The 16,406-nt window shown below is 64.5% G+C and carries 16 protein-coding genes and 1 tRNA gene; 14 read left to right on the top strand and 3 right to left on the bottom strand.

Annotated elements, in window-relative coordinates; translation table 11 throughout:
* Window positions 1-72: 72 nt before the first annotated feature.
* Window positions 73-1,269, bottom strand: a complete 1,197-nt coding sequence (locus tag AC07PZ_RS19740) for an amino acid aminotransferase (RefSeq protein WP_495296831.1) — start codon at window positions 1,267-1,269, stop codon at window positions 73-75.
* Window positions 1,270-1,401: 132 nt separating this feature from the next.
* On the opposite strand from AC07PZ_RS19740, the gene uvrB reads away from it, so the two are divergent.
* The 13 genes from uvrB (at window position 1,402) to AC07PZ_RS19675 (ending at window position 12,425) form a co-directional block, all read left to right on the top strand.
* Window positions 1,402-3,522, top strand: a complete 2,121-nt coding sequence (gene uvrB / locus AC07PZ_RS19735; protein ID WP_495296830.1) for an excinuclease ABC subunit UvrB — start codon at window positions 1,402-1,404, stop codon at window positions 3,520-3,522.
* Window positions 3,523-3,742: 220 nt separating this feature from the next.
* On the top strand, window positions 3,743-4,279 hold the full coding sequence (gene iscR / locus AC07PZ_RS19730; protein ID WP_495296829.1) for a Fe-S cluster assembly transcriptional regulator IscR: 537 nt from the start codon (window positions 3,743-3,745) through the stop codon (window positions 4,277-4,279).
* Between the two features lie 91 nt (window positions 4,280-4,370).
* Entirely contained in the window at window positions 4,371-5,591 is a 1,221-nt protein-coding gene (locus AC07PZ_RS19725) for an IscS subfamily cysteine desulfurase (RefSeq protein WP_495296828.1), read from the top strand.
* Between the two features lie 42 nt (window positions 5,592-5,633).
* The gene (gene iscU, locus AC07PZ_RS19720) at window positions 5,634-6,050 is read left to right on the top strand and encodes a Fe-S cluster assembly scaffold IscU (RefSeq protein ID WP_495296827.1); all 417 of its coding nucleotides are present in this window, start codon (window positions 5,634-5,636) and stop codon (window positions 6,048-6,050) included.
* Between the two features lies 1 nt (window position 6,051).
* Window positions 6,052-6,375: an iron-sulfur cluster assembly protein IscA gene (gene iscA / locus AC07PZ_RS19715; protein ID WP_495297086.1), complete on the top strand. Its 324-nt coding sequence runs from the start codon at window positions 6,052-6,054 to the stop codon at window positions 6,373-6,375.
* 151 nt (window positions 6,376-6,526) lie between these two features.
* Entirely contained in the window at window positions 6,527-7,045 is a 519-nt protein-coding gene (gene hscB, locus AC07PZ_RS19710) for a Fe-S protein assembly co-chaperone HscB (protein ID WP_495297085.1), read from the top strand.
* 4 nt (window positions 7,046-7,049) lie between these two features.
* Window positions 7,050-8,909 carry a Fe-S protein assembly chaperone HscA gene (hscA, locus tag AC07PZ_RS19705; protein WP_495296826.1) on the top strand — a complete coding sequence of 620 codons (1,860 nt, stop codon included), beginning with the start codon at window positions 7,050-7,052 and terminating at the stop codon, window positions 8,907-8,909.
* Between the two features lie 9 nt (window positions 8,910-8,918).
* Complete coding sequence (gene fdx / locus AC07PZ_RS19700; RefSeq protein ID WP_495296825.1) at window positions 8,919-9,257, top strand: ISC system 2Fe-2S type ferredoxin; 339 nt, start codon at window positions 8,919-8,921, stop codon at window positions 9,255-9,257.
* Window positions 9,257-9,985 (top strand): DNA polymerase III subunit epsilon, encoded by a 729-nt coding sequence (gene dnaQ, locus AC07PZ_RS19695; RefSeq protein ID WP_495296824.1) that lies wholly within the window; start codon window positions 9,257-9,259, stop codon window positions 9,983-9,985. The genes fdx and dnaQ overlap by 1 nt, the downstream gene beginning before the upstream one ends.
* A gap of 59 nt (window positions 9,986-10,044) precedes the next feature.
* Window positions 10,045-10,119, top strand: a tRNA-Val gene (locus tag AC07PZ_RS19690).
* 97 nt (window positions 10,120-10,216) lie between these two features.
* Window positions 10,217-11,320 (top strand): NAD(P)/FAD-dependent oxidoreductase, encoded by a 1,104-nt coding sequence (locus AC07PZ_RS19685; RefSeq protein WP_495296823.1) that lies wholly within the window; start codon window positions 10,217-10,219, stop codon window positions 11,318-11,320.
* An 88-nt stretch (window positions 11,321-11,408) separates the two neighbouring features.
* Window positions 11,409-11,720, top strand: coding sequence for a glycine zipper domain-containing protein (locus AC07PZ_RS19680; protein WP_495296822.1), 312 nt, complete (start codon window positions 11,409-11,411; stop codon window positions 11,718-11,720).
* Between the two features lie 3 nt (window positions 11,721-11,723).
* A complete protein-coding gene (locus tag AC07PZ_RS19675; protein ID WP_495296821.1) occupies window positions 11,724-12,425 on the top strand; it encodes a phage holin family protein in 702 nt (233 codons plus the stop codon).
* Between the two features lie 63 nt (window positions 12,426-12,488).
* On the opposite strand, the gene AC07PZ_RS19670 is transcribed toward AC07PZ_RS19675, so the two are convergent.
* On the bottom strand, window positions 12,489-13,562 hold the full coding sequence (locus tag AC07PZ_RS19670; protein WP_495296820.1) for a quinone-dependent dihydroorotate dehydrogenase: 1,074 nt from the start codon (window positions 13,560-13,562) through the stop codon (window positions 12,489-12,491).
* 40 nt (window positions 13,563-13,602) lie between these two features.
* Between AC07PZ_RS19670 and rpiA the strand changes: the two genes are divergently transcribed.
* Window positions 13,603-14,292 carry a ribose-5-phosphate isomerase RpiA gene (gene rpiA / locus AC07PZ_RS19665; RefSeq protein ID WP_495296819.1) on the top strand — a complete coding sequence of 230 codons (690 nt, stop codon included), beginning with the start codon at window positions 13,603-13,605 and terminating at the stop codon, window positions 14,290-14,292.
* Between the two features lie 53 nt (window positions 14,293-14,345).
* On the opposite strand, the gene AC07PZ_RS19660 is transcribed toward rpiA, so the two are convergent.
* Window positions 14,346-16,403: a M3 family metallopeptidase gene (locus AC07PZ_RS19660; RefSeq protein ID WP_495296818.1), complete on the bottom strand. Its 2,058-nt coding sequence runs from the start codon at window positions 16,401-16,403 to the stop codon at window positions 14,346-14,348.
* Window positions 16,404-16,406: the final 3 nt, after the last annotated feature.

Genomic DNA, 16,406 nt, shown 5'->3' with positions numbered 1-16,406 from the left:
AAATTGCTGCGGTGCAATATATCAACGGTGGATGACCGGCATGTAGGGGCTCTTCCCTACATGCCGCTCACATCAGATCACCTTGGCGACACTCTGGCAGACGTAGTCGATGTTCTTGCTGTTCAGTGCGGCAACGCACATGCGGCCGGTGTCGGTGCCGTACACGCCGAACTCGTTGCGCAGGCGAACCATCTGGTCCTTGCTCAGGCCCGAGTAGCTGAACATGCCGATCTGCGTGGTGATGAAGCTCATGTCCTGCTTCACGCCGGCAGCCTTCAGTCCGTCGACGAACTTCTGGCGCATGGCCTTGATGCGGGTGCGCATCTCGGCGAGTTCCTTCTCCCACACCGCGCGGCGCGCCGGGTCGTTCAGCACGGCGGCCACCACGGCGCCGCCGTGGATCGGCGGGTTGCTGTAGTTGGTGCGGATCGCGATCTTGAGCTGCGACAGCACGCGTGCCGTTTCTTCCTTGTTTTCGCACAGCACCGACAGGGCGCCGACGCGCTCGCCGTACAGGCTGAAGCTCTTCGAGAACGAGGTCGACACGAAGAACGTGAGGCCCGCCGCGACGAACTTGGCGATCACTGCGCCGTCTTCGGCGATGCCGTGGCCGAAGCCCTGGTAGGCCATGTCGAGGAAGGGCGTCAGGTTCTTGGCCTTGACGGCGGCGATCACCTGGTCCCACTGGGCGGCCGTGATGTCGTAGCCGGTCGGGTTGTGGCAGCAGGCGTGCAGCACGACGATCGTGCCAGGCGCTGCGGCGTCGAGCGCGCCGAGCATGCCGTCGAAGTTGACGCCGCGCTTGTCGGCGTCGTAGTACGGATAGGTCTCGACCACGAAGCCGGCGTTGGTGAACAGCGCGCGGTGGTTTTCCCAGCTCGGATCGCTGATCAGCACCTTGGCGTCGGGGCTGAGCTTCTTCAGGAAGTCCGCGCCGACCTTCAGGCCGCCCGTGCCGCCGATCGCCTGGATCGTGGCGACGCGGCCGGAGGCGACCGGCTCGCTGTCCGCGCCGAACACGAGGTTCTTGACTGCGTTGTCATAGGCCGCGATGCCGTCGATCGGCAGGTAGCCGCGCGCGCTGGGCGCCTTCATCATGTCCGCTTCCGCCGCCTTGACGCATTCCAGCAACGGCAGCTTGCCGTTGTCGTCGTAATAGACGCCAACGCCCAGGTTGACCTTGTTGGGGTTGCTGTCGGCGGCATATTGCTCGTTGAGACCAAGGATGGGGTCGCGCGGCGCCATTTCGACGGCGGTGAACATAGACATGAAAAAGTCCTCTGGATGAATCGGATGCGGGCGGAGCGGAAATCCGCCTCTGGCTCAGGCCCGCAAGCTGTATTAGGCTTTCGGGTTGCCTTGAATTTTACCGACCGCACGCAAACTGGGACGGATACAGCCATGCCCGATTTTTCCGACGCCATTTCCGAACCCGCCAGCATCGACGACACCGCTCCTGCCAAGGAGGGAACGTTCATCCGTTATCCCGGTTCGCCCTTCGAACTGTTCCAGCCTTACCCGCCCGCGGGCGACCAGCCGACCGCCATCAATGGCCTCGTCGAGGGTGTGGAGAATGGGGAGGTTTTCCAGACGCTGCTGGGTGTCACCGGGTCCGGCAAGACCTTCACGATGGCCAACGTGATCGCCCGGCTCGGCCGGCCGGCGATCGTGTTTGCGCCCAACAAGACGCTGGCCGCACAGCTCTACAGCGAATTCCGTGAGTTCTTTCCGAAGAACGCCATCGAGTATTTCGTGAGCTACTACGACTACTACCAGCCCGAAGCGTACGTGCCTCAGCGCGACCTGTTCATCGAGAAGGACAGCTCGATCAACGAACACATCGAGCAGATGCGGCTGTCGGCCACCAAGAGCGTGCTCGAGCGTCGCGACACCGTGATCGTCGCGACCGTGAGCGCCATCTACGGCATCGGCACGCCGGAGGACTACACCCAGATGCGTTTCATCATGCGGGTGGGCGACGAGATCGGCCAGCGCGACGTGATCGGCCGGCTGATCCGCATGCAGTACACGCGCAATGAACAGGACTTCTCTCGCGGCACCTTCCGTGTGCGCGGCGACACGATCGACGTGTTTCCCGCGGAGCACAGCGAGCTGGCGATCCGTATCGAATTGTTCGACGACGAAATCGAATCGCTCCAGCTGTTCGACCCGTTGACCGGGCGCATCCGGCAGAAGATTCCGCGCTTCACGGTCTATCCGTCGAGCCACTACGTTACGCCGCGCGACAAGGTGCTGACGGCGGTGGAGACGATCAAGCTCGAACTCGCGGACCGGCTCAAGGAATTCGTGGGGCAGGGCAAGCTGGTCGAGGCGCAACGGCTGGAGCAGCGCACGCGTTTCGACCTCGAAATGCTGGCCGAGATCGGGCACTGCAAGGGCATCGAGAACTACTCTCGCCACCTGTCCGGAGCCGCGCCCGGCGAACCGCCTGCGACGCTGACCGATTACCTGCCGAAGGACGCCATCATGTTCCTCGACGAGAGCCACCAGATGATCGGCCAGCTCGGCGGCATGTACAACGGCGACCGGGCGCGCAAGATGACGCTGGTCGAGTACGGCTTCCGGCTGCCCTCCGCGATGGACAACCGGCCGCTCAAGTTCGAGGAGTTCGAGCGCCGGATGCGGCAGTGCATCTTCGTGTCGGCAACGCCCGCGCAGTACGAGATCGACCATGCGGGCAACGTCGTCGAGCAGTTGGTGCGGCCGACCGGGCTGGTCGACCCGGTGGTCGAGGTTCGGCCGGCGACGCATCAGGTCGACGACGTGCTGCAGGAAATACGCATCCGCGTCGACAAGAACGAACGCGTGCTGATCACCACGCTGACCAAGCGCATGGCCGAACAACTGACCGACTACCTCGGCGACAACGGCGTCAAGGTGCGTTACCTGCACAGCGACGTCGACACGGTGGAGCGCGTCGAGATCCTGCGCGATCTGCGGCTGGGTACCTTCGACGTGCTCGTCGGCATCAATCTGCTGCGCGAAGGGCTCGACATCCCGGAGGTGTCGCTGGTCGCGATCCTCGATGCGGACAAGGAAGGCTTTCTGCGTGCCGAACGCTCGCTGATCCAGACCATCGGGCGCGCCGCGCGCAACCTGAATGGCAGGGCGATCCTGTATGCCGATCGCATGACCGAGTCGATGAAGAAGGCGATCGGCGAAACCGAGCGCCGCCGTCTCAAGCAGATCGCGCACAACGACGCGAATGGCATCACGCCGCGCAGCATCGTGAAGAAGGTGCGCGACCTGATCGACGGTGTCTACAGCGAGAAGACCGGCAAGGAAATGGCGAAGCTCGAACTGGAGCGCGCCAAGGTGGAGGACATGAGCGAGAAGGACGTGGCGCGGGAAATCAAGCGCCTCGAGAAGCTCATGCTCGAACACGCACGCAACCTCGAATTCGAAAAGGCCGCGCGCGTGCGCGACCAGTTGGCCGCGTTGCGCGAACAGGCCTTCGGTGCGGCTGGTGGCGACAACATCGTTCTGCCGTCGGCAGGCTGATCCCTTCGGCGATTCGCGCTGAAATCGCGGCCTGGGGTTTACCCGAGCGTATCGAGGGGCTTTCTGTTATACTTGAGCGAAACACTCAACAACAAAAGAGCGACTTCGCGATGAAGGGCCGGCGCCGATCCGATGGATCCGGACGCCGGGCAGGGCGGAGACCACGCACCAGGGGCTATCCGCCTGCGGTGTCACAGTAACGAGCACAAAGGAGCTTGCGATGCGTCTCACTACCAAAGGCCGTTTTGCGGTCACGGCCATGATCGATCTGGCACTGCGCCAGAACACGGGCCCGGTCACGTTGGCGGCCATCAGCCAGCGCCAGCAGATTTCGCTGTCCTATCTGGAACAGCTGTTTGGGAAGCTGCGCCGCCATGAATTGGTCGAGTCGACGCGTGGCCCTGGTGGCGGCTACAGCCTCGGACGCAAGGCCGCGGACATCACCGTGGCCGACATCATCGTGTCGGTCGACGAACCCATCGATGCCACGCATTGCGGCGGCAAGGAAAACTGTCTCGGCGAGGCGGGTCGCTGCATGACGCACGAGCTTTGGGCTTCGCTGAATCAGCGCATGGTCGAGTTCCTCGATTCCGTCACGCTGCAGAAGCTGGTCGATGACCAGATCGCCAAGGGCGTTCAGGTCGAGAACAAGCCGGCGGTCAAGCGCGCCATCTCGAGCCAGCCGGTCGTCAAGCCGATTCGCGTGAACGCGCCGAACTCGGTGTTCGCGCTCGGCAACGTATTCGCAAAGTCCTAAAGGACGGAGCGACGGGGTGCCGTAAGGCGCCTCGTCCAATGCGGCGGCCAGACAGTCAAATCATAAAACCCCACGCCATACAGAGTCAGCCATGGACGTTACCCCTCATTTCCCGATCTACCTCGATTACGGCGCAACCACGCCGGTCGATCCACGCGTCGTCGACGCCATGATTCCGTGGCTGCGCGAACATTTCGGCAATCCGGCATCGCGCAGTCATGCATGGGGCTGGGAAGCGGAAGAAGCCGTCGAAAAAGCCCGTGCCGAAGTGGCGGACCTGATTGGTGCCGATCCGCGCGAGATCGTCTGGACGTCCGGTGCGACCGAGTCGAACAACCTGGCCTTGAAAGGCGCAGCCAACTTCTACAAGGGCAAAGGCAAGCACCTGATCACGGTCAAGACCGAGCACAAGGCCGTGCTCGACACGATGCGTGAGTTGGAGCGCCAGGGCTTCGAGGTGACCTACCTCGACGTGCAGGAAGACGGCATGCTCGACCTGGCCGCCTTCAAGGCTGCGATCCGGTCGGACACCATCCTGGCCAGCGTGATGTTCGTGAACAACGAGATCGGCGTGATCCAGGACGTCGTTGCGCTCGGCAATATCTGCCGCGAAAAGGGCGTGATCTTCCACGTCGACGCAGCCCAGGCCACCGGCAAGGTCGAGATCGACATGAAGTCGCTCCCGATCGACCTCATGAGCCTTGCTTCGCACAAGACCTATGGCCCCAAGGGCATCGGCGCGCTCTACGTGCGTCGCAAGCCGCGCGTCCGGCTCGAGGCGCAGATGCACGGTGGCGGCCACGAGCGCGGCATGCGTTCGGGCACGTTGCCGACGCATCAGATCGTCGGCATGGGCGAGGCCTTCCGCATCGCCAAGCTCGAGATGAAGGACGACCTTGCCAAGGCGAGCGCGTTGCAGAAGCGTCTGCTGGACGGCCTGAAGGATGTCGAGCAGGTGTTCGTCAACGGCAACCTCGAGCATCGGGTGCCGCACAACCTGAACATCAGCTTCAACTACGTCGAAGGCGAGTCGCTGATCATGGGCATCAAGGGCCTGGCGGTCTCGAGTGGTTCGGCCTGCACCTCGGCCAGCCTCGAGCCCAGCTATGTGCTGCGTGCACTCGGACGCAGCGATGAACTGGCGCACAGCAGCCTTCGCATGACCATCGGCCGTTTCACGACCGAGGAAGAAATCGACTACGCGATCTCGACCATCAAGCACAACGTGGCCAAGCTCCGCGAGCTGAGCCCGCTGTGGGAGATGTTCAAGGACGGCATCGACATCAGCACGATCCAGTGGTCGGCGCACTGACGCCGGCTCCCTGATTCACAACATTCGAACAAGAGGTTCCCCATGGCTTATTCCTCCAAGGTCATTGACCACTACGAAAATCCGCGCAACGTCGGTTCCTTCGAAAAGGGTGACGACTCGGTCGGCACCGGGATGGTCGGTGCTCCGGCCTGCGGCGACGTGATGAAGCTGCAGATCAAGGTCAACCCGGAAACCGGCGTGATCGAAGACGCGCGCTTCAAGACCTATGGCTGCGGTTCCGCCATCGCGTCGTCCTCGCTCGTCACCGAGTGGGTCAAGGGCAAGACGCTGGACGAAGCTGCCGCACTCAAGAACGCCCAGATCGCTGAAGAGCTGGCGCTGCCGCCGGTCAAGATCCACTGCTCGATCCTTGCGGAAGACGCGATCAAGGCGGCTGTCAACGACTACAAGCAGAAGCATGCCGCTGTCGCTGGCGTCTCGGCGGAAGCGGTTCACTGACATGGCCGTCACGCTCACCGACGCTGCTGCGCGTCACGTCAACCGGTACCTCGGCAAACGGGGCAAAGGCGTTGGCGTGCGGTTGGGCGTCAAGACCACCGGTTGTTCCGGCCTGGCCTACAAGCTGGAATATGTCGACGAGTTTTCTCCGGAGGACGTGGTGTTCGAAGACCATGGCGTCAAGGTGCTGGTCGATCCGAAGAGCCTGGCCTACATCGACGGCACGCAACTCGACTTCGTGCGCGAAGGTCTGAACGAAGGCTTCAAGTTCATCAATCCGAACGAGCGTGATCGCTGCGGTTGCGGCGAGTCCTTCCGGATCTGAAGCCTGGATTCGAAGGCTGCGCGGGCTGCTAAATGCCTTCGCCACCCCCGCTCCCGGGGCGTGGTCACACCGGCAGTTCGGCGCAGTCCGCTTCGCCGTGTTTCTGGACAGAACGACAGGCCGCCGCATTTGCTGGCGGCATTTTTTTGCAATGAATCTGAACGACACCGATTTCCAGCTGTTTGCGGTCCCGGCGACTTTCGCGCAAGAGCGCGCGGCGCTGGATGCGCGATGGAAAGAGCTGCAGCGCGAGGCGCATCCGGACCGCTTCGCGGCGCAGGGGGCTGCAGCGCAACGCATTGCGATGCAATGGTCGGTGCGCATCAACGAGGCCTATCAGCGGTTGAAGGATCCGGTGCGTCGCGCCAGCTACCTGTGCGAGCTCCACGGTGCACCGGTGAACGCCGAGAACAACACCGCGATGCCTGGCGCTTTTCTGATGCAGCAGATGGAATGGCGCGAAGCACTGGACGATGTGGCCGACGCCAAGGCGCTGGACATGCTGCAAGGCGAAGTCGATACGGCACGTGCCAGGGCCTTGTCCTCGCTGGATTGGCTGATCGACGAAAAGGGCGACTATCCGGCCGCTGTGCAACAGGTCAGAGCCCTCATGTTCATCGAGCGCTTTGCGCAGGACATCGAGAGCAAGTCGGATCAGTTGGGACAATAAAGACATGGCGCTTCTCCAAATTTCCGAACCCGGCCAGGCCCCCGATCCGCATCAGCGCCGCATCGCCGTGGGCATCGACCTCGGCACCACGCATTCGCTGGTGGCCGCCGTGCGCAATGGTGTGGCCGAATGCCTTCCCGATGACCAGGGCCGCGTGCTGCTGCCGTCGGCCGTGCGCTATCTGGACGGCGACCGCCGGCAGATCGGTCATGACGCCTTGGCTGCGCGCGCGCAGGACCCGGCCAACACGATCACCTCGGTCAAGCGCCTGATGGGGCGCGGCATGGCGGACATCGCAAACCGTGACAGCATGTCTTATCGCATCGGCGCTGGCGACGGTGGCATGGTTCGGGTGTTGACGCTCGCCGGCGAGAAGTCGCCGGTCGAGATCAGCGCCGAGATCCTGGCGACGCTGCGCTATCGCGCCGAGGACACTTTCGACGACGAGCTCTACGGCGCCGTCATCACCGTGCCCGCCTACTTCGACGAAGGCCAGCGTCAGGCGACCAAGGACGCCGCGCAGCTCGCAGGCATCAACGTGCTGCGCCTGATCAGCGAGCCCACTGCCGCTGCGATCGCCTACGGTCTGGACAATGCCAGCGAGGGTGTCTACGCGGTCTATGACTTGGGCGGCGGTACTTTCGACATCTCCATCCTGCGGTTGACGCAGGGCGTTTTCGAGGTCATCGCCACCGGTGGCGATTCGGCGCTCGGCGGCGACGACTACGACCACGCGCTGGCCGACTTCGCGTTGGCGCAAGCGGGCGTTCAAGCATCGACGGATCTCGACAAGGCGGCGGTGCTGGTCGCCGCGCGTGCAGCCAAGGAAGCACTGACCGACGCGGAGTCGGTGGCGTTCGAGGCACGGCTCGGCAGCGAGACGGTCGAGCTCGTGCTGAGCCGCGATCAATTCGATGCGGCGACGAAACCACTGACCGATCGCACCATCGCCGCCGTGCGCAAGGCATTGCGCGACGCGCGCCTCAAGTCCGATGCGCTTCAGGGCATCGTGATGGTCGGAGGCTCCACGCGCATGCCGCAGGTGCGCCTTGCCGTCGCAGATTTCTTCGGCCGCGAGCCGCTCGTCAACCTGAATCCCGACGAGGTCGTGGCGCTCGGCGCCGCGATCCAGGCCAATCAATTGGCAGGCAACAACGGAGCGGGCGAGCTGCTGCTGCTCGACGTGATCCCGCTGTCGCTCGGGATCGAGACGATGGGTGGCCTGGTCGAGCGGATCGTGCCGCGCAACCAGACGATTCCAACCGCGATGGCGCAGGACTTCACGACCTACCAGGACGGCCAGACGGCGCTGGCGTTGCACGTGGTGCAGGGCGAGCGTGACCTGGTTGCCGACTGCCGCAGCCTCGCGCGCTTTACGCTGCGTGGCATTCCGCCGATGGCGGCTGGTGCGGCGCGGATCCGCGTGACCTTCACGGTCGACGCGGATGGTCTGCTGAGCGTCGGTGCGAAGGAGCAGGGCAGTGGCGTCGAAGCCAGTGTGACCGTCAAGCCGTCGTACGGCCTGTCGGACGACCAGATCGCGACGATGCTGCAGGACAGCTTCTCGACCGCTCAGCAGGACATGAAGGCGCGCGCGCTGGTCGAGGCACGCGTCGATGCCGACCGCATGCTGATGGCCACGCAGAGCGCGCTGGACGCCGATGGCGCGCTGTTGACCGATGACGAACGCGCCGCGATCGACGGCCTGATGGCGTCGCTGCGCACTGCGCTGTCGGCGGTAGACGCGGCCGTCGTCGAAGCGGCCACCAAGGCGCTGGCCGACGGCACGGAGGCCTTTGCCGCACGCCGAATGAACCAGGGCATCGCACGCGCGCTGGCTGGCCGCCAGATCGAGTCCCTCTAGAACAAGCACATGCCCACGATCAAGATTCTTCCCCATCCCGAATACTGCCCGCAGGGCGCCGAGGTCAGCGCGCCCGCCGGCACGTCGATCTGCGAGGCGCTGCTCGACAACCACATCGACATCGAACACGCCTGCGAGATGAGTGCAGCCTGCACGACCTGCCACGTGGTGGTGCGCCAAGGTTTCAATTCGCTCAACCCTTCCGACGAGATCGAGGACGATCTACTCGACCGCGCCTGGGGCCTCGAACCACAATCGCGGCTGAGCTGCCAGGCGATCCTGGCCCAGCAGGACCTGACGATCGAGATCCCCAAATACTCGATCAACCACGCCAAGGAAAACCACTGATGACGCGTCAGATCGTTCTCGACACCGAAACCACCGGCCTGTCCGCGGAAAACGGTGACCGGATCATCGAGCTGGGCTGCGTGGAGCTGTTCAACCGAAAGCTCACCGGCAACGACCTGCACATCTACTTCAACCCGGAGCGCGAGAGCCATGAGGACGCGCTCAAGGTGCACGGGCTGACGACCGACTTCCTGCGCGACAAGCCGAAGTTCGCCGCGTTGGCGAACGACGTGGTGGAGTACCTGCGCGGTGCCGAACTGATCATCCACAACGCGGCATTCGACGTTGGCTTCCTGAACAAGGAATTCGAGCTCGCCGGTTTGCCTCCATTGCGCACCTTCGCGCCGGATGTGACCGACACGCTGGCGATGGCCAAGCAGGTTTATCCCGGCAAGCGCAATTCGCTCGACGCGCTGTGCGATCGGTTCGGTGTCGATCGTTCCAATCGGACCTTCCACGGCGCCAAGCTCGATGCGCAGTTGCTGGCCGACGTCTACATCAACCTCACGCGGGGCCAGGACGCGCTGCTGATCGACGTGCAGTCGAACGAGCCGACGTTGGGTGAAATCGTGCTGGTTGATCTGCGTGGCTTCGACCTGCCCGTTCTGAGCGCAGGCGAGAGCGAGCTGGCGGCGCACGAGGCGCTTTTGGCGCAGCTCGACAAATCGAGCGGCGGCCGCACAGTTTTCAGAAAAGCCGATGCAGCAAGCCAAAATGCTGTGGCATAATCTGAGGCTTCGCAGATAACGCGAAATATCTTCTGACGACATGTTCATGTCGTCTTGAAGGGCGGTTAGCTCAGGGGTAGAGCACAGCATTCACACTGCTGGGGTCCCAGGTTCGAAACCTGGACCGCCCACCAAATTCCCAAATCGATCATTGCCGAACTCCAAGCCCGAACAGGCTGGAGTATTTCGAGCCTCCCGCCTGACCAGGCCGGAGGCCGCTAAGCTTGGCGCATGGACGAAATCGATTGCGCCGTCATCGGCGCGGGTGTGGTGGGCCTCGCCGTCGCGCGGGCTCTGGCGCTTCAAGGGCGCGACGTGATCGTGCTGGAGGCCGAAGGTGCGATCGGCACGGGCACCAGTTCGCGCAACAGCGAAGTCATTCACGCAGGCATCTATTACCCGCAAGGGTCGCTCAAGGCGCAACTGTGCGTCGAAGGCAAGCAGGCGCTCTATGCCTATGCGGCCGAGCGCAGCGTGCCGCATCGGCGCTGTGGCAAGCTGATCGTTGCGACATCGATCGCGCAGGTGGCCGAACTCGAGGCGATCGCCGCCAAGGCCCGGGCCAATGGCGTGGACGATCTGGTACTGCTCACGCGCGCGCAGGCTCAGGCGATGGAGCCGCAACTCGAATGCCTTGCAGCGCTGCATTCGCCGAGCACCGGCATCGTCGACAGCCACGCGTTGATGCTGGCCTATCAGGGCGATCTGGAGAACGCGGGCGGCGTGCTCGCATTGAAGTCGCCGGTGGCGCAGGCTGCCTGCACCGCGCAAGGCATCGTGCTCACCACGGACGACGGCACGACGCTGCGCTGCGCCAGCGTCGTGAACGCCGCCGGTCTGGGCGCGCCGGCGTTGGCGCGCCGCTTCGCCGGTTTGCCGGCCAGCGCCGTGCCCGAGCCGCATTTCGCGAAGGGGAGTTACTTCACGCTGGGTGGGCGTGCACCGTTCAGCCGGCTGATCTATCCCGTGCCGGAAGCGGCGGGCCTGGGCGTGCACCTGACGCTCGATCTCGGTGGGCAGGCCAAGTTCGGCCCCGACGTGCAATGGGTCTCGTCGCCCGATGACCTGGTGGTCGATCCATCACGCGGCGACGGCTTCTATGCCGAGGTGCGCAAGTACTGGCCGGCGTTGCCCGACGGTGCCCTGATCCCTGGGTATGCCGGGATCCGGCCGAAGATCTCGGGCCCGGGTGAAGCTGCGCGCGACTTCGCGATCGAGGGCCCCGACGCGCATGGCGTCCCTGGACTGGTGAATCTGTTCGGCATCGAGTCGCCCGGACTCACGAGCAGCCTCGCCATCGGACAACGTGTAGCGTCATTGCTTGGGGCGGCCTGAGTACGCATGTACCATGGAACGGCATGCCGCTTGCAGGCATGGCGTCTGCCGGCGCGGTGTCCGGCGCGAATCACGGAGAAAGATCCCAATGAGTGCATCCAAGAACCTCGAAGCTGCTGCCAACGCGGTGGTCGAAGAACTCGCCAGCGACGTCAAGGGCGTGCTTGGCGGCAAGGATCTTGAATCCATGCCGCAGATCAAGGCGCTGCGCCAGCGTGTCGAAACCAAGCTGGCCATTGCCCGTGAACTCGCTGCAGAGAAAAGCAAGCTTGCGACCCAGAAAGCCAAGGAAGCCGCCACGACGGCCAATGCTTACGCACACGACGAGCCATGGCAGATCGCAGCCGGTGCGCTTGCAGTGGGCGTGCTCGTCGGACTGCTGCTCGGCCGCCGTCGCTGATCGATGAATCTGTTGTCGATGCTGGGGCTGGATCGGAAGATCCGGCAATTGAAGATCGCCGCGGGCGAGGGTGCGATCGCCGCCGAAGACCGCGCGCAGTTGCTGCGCATGGCGTGGGATGAGGAAAAGCAGCGCTTCAAGGTGATGCTGGTCCTGGTGATCGTGGTGCTGGGACTGACGACGGTTGCCGTTGCCTTGCTGTCGGTCGCGGTGGTCGTGCATTTCTGGGACACGCCGCAACGCACGACGGCCGCCTGGTCCGTGGCCGCGGTGTGGATCGTGCTCTGGGCCGCCTCGCTGATCGGGCTCTGGAAGATGCTGAATGGCGCGTCCGCCGCCTTCACGCCGGTCCGCGAAGAAATCGCACGCGACTGGGCCTGGGCGCAGGAACGTTTCGATCTGGGCAAGGACGAGGACGGCGAGCCGCGCGTGCCGCAGCGGCGTCCCGCGAAGCGCGACGAGTTGCTGGCGCGCATGGCTCGGCAGCGCGAACGCATTGCGGTGCTCCAGGCGCCGCGTGCGCCTGAGCCTTCTGCGGAAGAACCGCCACCGGATGAGACCGCGAGCGAAATGGCACTGCGCATGGCGCGCGCGCATCCAGTTGCGTCGGGTGTGGCTGCAGCAGCTGTCGTGGCGGTCGTCGGGCCACGCAGATTGCTGCGCTGGGCCGCTTTCGTCGCGCCAGTGCTGTGGCGCATGCGTTGAGGCCAAAACCGTTACGCACGCACTGACGGATCGATAACGGCCCCGCAAGGGCCGCGATAGCCGTCAGGCGCGGCGTGTGGCGCGCAGCGCCTGGGCGACTTCGCGCACCAGCGCCGGGCCGCGGTAGATGAGCCCGGTGTAGATCTGGACCACATCGGCGCCGGCCGCAATCTTGGCCTGGGCATCTGCGCCACTCAGGACGCCGCCGACGCCGATGATCGGAAATCCTGCGCCCAGCGCTGCTCGCAATTGCGCGATCACCCGATTGCTGGCTTCACGCACCGGTGCGCCCGACAGCCCGCCGGTTTCCTGCGCATGCGGCAGGCCTGCGACAGCTTCGCGCGACAGCGTCGTGTTGGTCGCGATCACGCCATCCATGCCGTGACGTTTCAGGGTAGCCGCAATCACGCCGACCTGTACGTCGTCGAGGTCGGGTGCAATCTTCACGAACAGCGGCACGCGCTTGCCGTGTTGCGCTGCCAGGACTTCGCGCCGTTGCGCGATCGTGCCGAGCAAGGCGTCGAGCGCTTCATCGCTCTGCAGCGAGCGCAGGTTGGCGGTGTTCGGGCTGGAGATGTTGACCGTCACGTAGTCGGCGTGCGGATAGACGCCGTCGAGGCACAGGAGATAGTCGTCTGCCGCTCGGTCGATTGGCGTTGCAGCGTTCTTGCCGATGTTCAAGCCAAGCAACATGGGCGCCCGGGTGGTGCCGTTCGTCCGGAAGCGCGCCTTCGCGACGTTGGCCAGGAAGGCTGGCAAGCCATCGTTGTTGAAGCCGAGCCGGTTGATCAGCGCGTCGCGCTCGGGTATCCGGAAAATCCGAGGGCGCTGGTTGCCCGGCTGCGCTTTCGGGGTGACGGTGCCGACCTCGACCGAGCCGAAGCCCATCGCAGCGAACGCGTCGATGCATCGCGCATTCTTGTCCAGCCCGGCAGCCAGCCCGATGCGGTTCGGGAAGGTCAGCCCGGCCAGCGTGACCGGATCGTCCACGCGCGGAGCCGCGTACAGGCAGGCCAATGGCGTGTTCTGCGTGCGTGCCAGCGCGCCGAGCGTGATTTCATGAGCGTGCTCGGCATCGAAACCGAACAGGAAAGGACGGGCAAGTCCATAGAGCGACGAGGGCGGCGGCAAGGGCATCGGATAATTCTCGACTTCGAACAACCAAGGATTCTCCCTGATGAGCACCCCCCAATTCACCCAGGACCAATTGAAGGAGCAGGTTGGTCGGGCCGCACTGGACTATGTGGTGAAGGGCGCGATCGTCGGTGTGGGCACCGGTTCGACGGTCAACAAGTTCATCGACGCGCTGGCTACGATCAAGAACGACATCAAGGGCGCCGTGTCCAGTTCGGTCGCTTCCACCGAGCGCCTGAAGGCGCTGGGCATCGAGGTGTTCGACAGCAATGCGGTCGACGAACTGGCTGTCTACATCGACGGCGCGGACGAGATCGATGGCCGCGGTTTCATGATCAAGGGCGGTGGCGCCGCGCTGACGCGCGAGAAGATCGTCGCGGCGCAGTCACGCAGCTTCGTCTGCATTGCAGATGCATCCAAACGGGTGCACACGCTGGGCGCCTTTCCGCTGCCGGTCGAGATCATCCCGATGGCCGCGCGCCGCATCATTCGGCAATTCGAGCGTCTTGGCGGCAACGCCCAGGTGCGCGAGAAGGATGGCATTGCGCTAGTGACCGACAACGGCCAGCACATCGTCGACGTGACAGGCCTGAAGATCACCGATCCGCGCGGCTTCGAGTCCGAGGTGAGCCAGTGGCCGGGCGTGGTGACGGTGGGTGTGTTTGCACACCAGCGCGCGAACGTCTGCCTGCTTGGTACGCCGTCGGGCGTCGAGACGCTGCGCTTCGACTGAAAGGTGCCCGCCCGGGCCATCCGCCGCGAGGCGGAGCCCGGTAGCCGCCGGCGTCAGGCTGCGACCGGTTCGCCCATGCCCTGGTGGCGCAACAACGCGTCGAGTTGGGGTTCACGGCCGCGGAAGGCCTTGAACGACTCCATCGCGCTGCGGCTGCCGCCGGCTTCCAGGATCGCCTGGCGGTACTTCCGGCCGGTCTCGATGTTCGGCTGCCCGTCGCTGCCGGCCGTCTCTTCGAAGGCCGCGTAGGCGTCGGCGCTCAGCACCTCGGCCCACTTGTAGCTGTAGTAGCCCGCGGCATAACCGCCCGAGAAGATGTGGCCGAAGGTGTTCGGCGTGCGGCTGAACGGCGGCGACGGCATCACCGCCACTTCGCTGCGCACCTTGCCGAGCAGCGCCATCACGTCGCCGGGCTTTGCCGTGGCGGCGTCGTATTCGGTGTGCAGCAGCATGTCGAACAGCGAGAACTCGATCTGGCGCAGCGTCTGCAGGCCGCTCTGGAAGTTCTTGGCGGCCGTCATCTTGTCGAACAGCGCGCGTGGCAGCGGCTCGCCGGTGCCGACGTGCGCAGTCATGTTCTGCAGCACGTCCCATTCCCAGCAGAAGTTCTCCATGAACTGACTGGGCAGTTCGACCGCATCCCATTCGACGCCGCTGATGCCCGACACGTCGCGCTCGTTGATCTGCGTCAGCATGTGATGCAGGCCATGGCCGAACTCGTGGAACAACGTGGTCACGTCGTCGTGCGTGAGCAGCGGCGGATTGCCGTCGACGCCTTCTGCGAAGTTGCAGACCAGTTGCGCGATCGGCGTTTGCAGCGTGCCGGTGTCGGGGCGCAGCCAGCGGGCGCGCACGTCGTCCATCCAGGCGCCACCGCGCTTGGCGGCGCGCGCGGACGGGTCCAGGTAGAACTGGCCGACCTTCTGGCCTGCGCGTTCGATGCGGTAGAACTCGACGCTCGGATGCCACACCGGCGCGCTGTCGCGGCGGATCGCCACTTCGAACAGCGTCTCGACGATCTTGAACAGCCCGGCCATCACCTTGGGCGCCGGAAAGTACTGCTTGACCTCCTGCTCGCTGAAGGCATAGCGCGCCTCCTTGAGCTTCTCGCCGACGTAGGTCCAGTCCCAGGGCTGTGGATCGAGCAGTCCCAGTTCACTCGACGCGAATGCGCGCAGGTCGGCCAGGTCGCGTTCGCCATAGGGCTTGGCCTTGGTGGCGAGGTCGCGCAGGAATTTCACGACCTGCTCGGGCGATTCCGCCATCTTCGGGACGATCGACAGTTCGCCGAAGTTGCGGTAGCCGAGCAGCTTGGCTTCTTCCTCGCGCAGCGCGAGGATTTCGGCGATCAATGCGGTGTTGTCGAATTCGGGTTTGCCGAACTCGCTGGCGCGCGTGGCGTAGGCGCGGTAGAGCGTCTCGCGCAGCGCGCTGCGCTTCGCGAACTGCATGACCGGCAGGTAGCAAGGCATCTTCAGCGTGAGCTTGTAGTCGTTGCGGCCTTCGGCTTCGGCTGCTGCGCGCGCGGCGCCGATCACGTCCGCCGGTACGCCTTCGAGTTCACCGAACTCGACGTAGTGCGCGAAGGCATCCGTCGCGTCCAGCGAGTTCTCGCTGAACTTCTGGCTCAGTTCGGCCTGGCGCTCCTGGATGGCCGCGAAGCGTTCCTTTGCCGCGCCCTGCAATTCCGCGCCGCCGAGCACGAAGTTGCGCACGGCGTTGCGGTGAGCCTGGCGCTGTTCCGCGTTGAGCGAAGCGACGTCGATCGCCTTGTACTTGGCGTACAGCCGTTCGTCGGAGCCCAGGCGCGTCCAGAAGGCCGTCACGCGCGGCATCGCGTCGTTGTAGGCGGCGCGCAGCTCGGGCGTATCGGCCACGGCGTTCAGATGCCCGACGGCGCCCCAGGCGCGGCTGAAGCGCTCGGACGCCACGTCCAGCACCTTCGAGATCGCCAGCCATTCCGCGGGGAAGTCCGGCGCGGTGACTGTCTGCAAGGCCGCATCGGCATCGGCCAGCAGGATGTCGACGGCAGGCGCCACATGTTCAGGCCGGATCTGGTCGAACAGCGGAAGGTCGGTGAAGTCGAGGAGCGGATTGGTCATGGTTGGCATCTG

The organism is Variovorax sp. GW821-FHT10B04 (genome assembly GCF_059415645.1).
Note: the sequence above shows the minus strand (reverse complement) of the source record. Positions and strands in the feature narration are given on the sequence as shown.

Excerpts from the sequence above, each read along its gene's own strand:
- AC07PZ_RS19740 (WP_495296831.1), bottom strand. The coding sequence starts at position 1,269 with ATGTCTATGTTCACCGCCGTCGAAATGGCGCCGCGCGACCCCATCCTT.
- uvrB (WP_495296830.1), top strand. The coding sequence starts at position 1,402 with ATGCCCGATTTTTCCGACGCCATTTCCGAACCCGCCAGCATCGACGAC.
- iscR (WP_495296829.1), top strand. The coding sequence starts at position 3,743 with ATGCGTCTCACTACCAAAGGCCGTTTTGCGGTCACGGCCATGATCGAT.
- AC07PZ_RS19725 (WP_495296828.1), top strand. The coding sequence starts at position 4,371 with ATGGACGTTACCCCTCATTTCCCGATCTACCTCGATTACGGCGCAACC.
- iscU (WP_495296827.1), top strand. The coding sequence starts at position 5,634 with ATGGCTTATTCCTCCAAGGTCATTGACCACTACGAAAATCCGCGCAAC.
- iscA (WP_495297086.1), top strand. The coding sequence starts at position 6,052 with ATGGCCGTCACGCTCACCGACGCTGCTGCGCGTCACGTCAACCGGTAC.
- hscB (WP_495297085.1), top strand. The coding sequence starts at position 6,527 with ATGAATCTGAACGACACCGATTTCCAGCTGTTTGCGGTCCCGGCGACT.
- hscA (WP_495296826.1), top strand. The coding sequence starts at position 7,050 with ATGGCGCTTCTCCAAATTTCCGAACCCGGCCAGGCCCCCGATCCGCAT.
- fdx (WP_495296825.1), top strand. The coding sequence starts at position 8,919 with ATGCCCACGATCAAGATTCTTCCCCATCCCGAATACTGCCCGCAGGGC.
- dnaQ (WP_495296824.1), top strand. The coding sequence starts at position 9,257 with ATGACGCGTCAGATCGTTCTCGACACCGAAACCACCGGCCTGTCCGCG.
- AC07PZ_RS19685 (WP_495296823.1), top strand. The coding sequence starts at position 10,217 with ATGGACGAAATCGATTGCGCCGTCATCGGCGCGGGTGTGGTGGGCCTC.
- AC07PZ_RS19680 (WP_495296822.1), top strand. The coding sequence starts at position 11,409 with ATGAGTGCATCCAAGAACCTCGAAGCTGCTGCCAACGCGGTGGTCGAA.
- AC07PZ_RS19675 (WP_495296821.1), top strand. The coding sequence starts at position 11,724 with ATGAATCTGTTGTCGATGCTGGGGCTGGATCGGAAGATCCGGCAATTG.
- AC07PZ_RS19670 (WP_495296820.1), bottom strand. The coding sequence starts at position 13,562 with ATGCCCTTGCCGCCGCCCTCGTCGCTCTATGGACTTGCCCGTCCTTTC.
- rpiA (WP_495296819.1), top strand. The coding sequence starts at position 13,603 with ATGAGCACCCCCCAATTCACCCAGGACCAATTGAAGGAGCAGGTTGGT.
- AC07PZ_RS19660 (WP_495296818.1), bottom strand. The coding sequence starts at position 16,403 with ATGCCAACCATGACCAATCCGCTCCTCGACTTCACCGACCTTCCGCTG.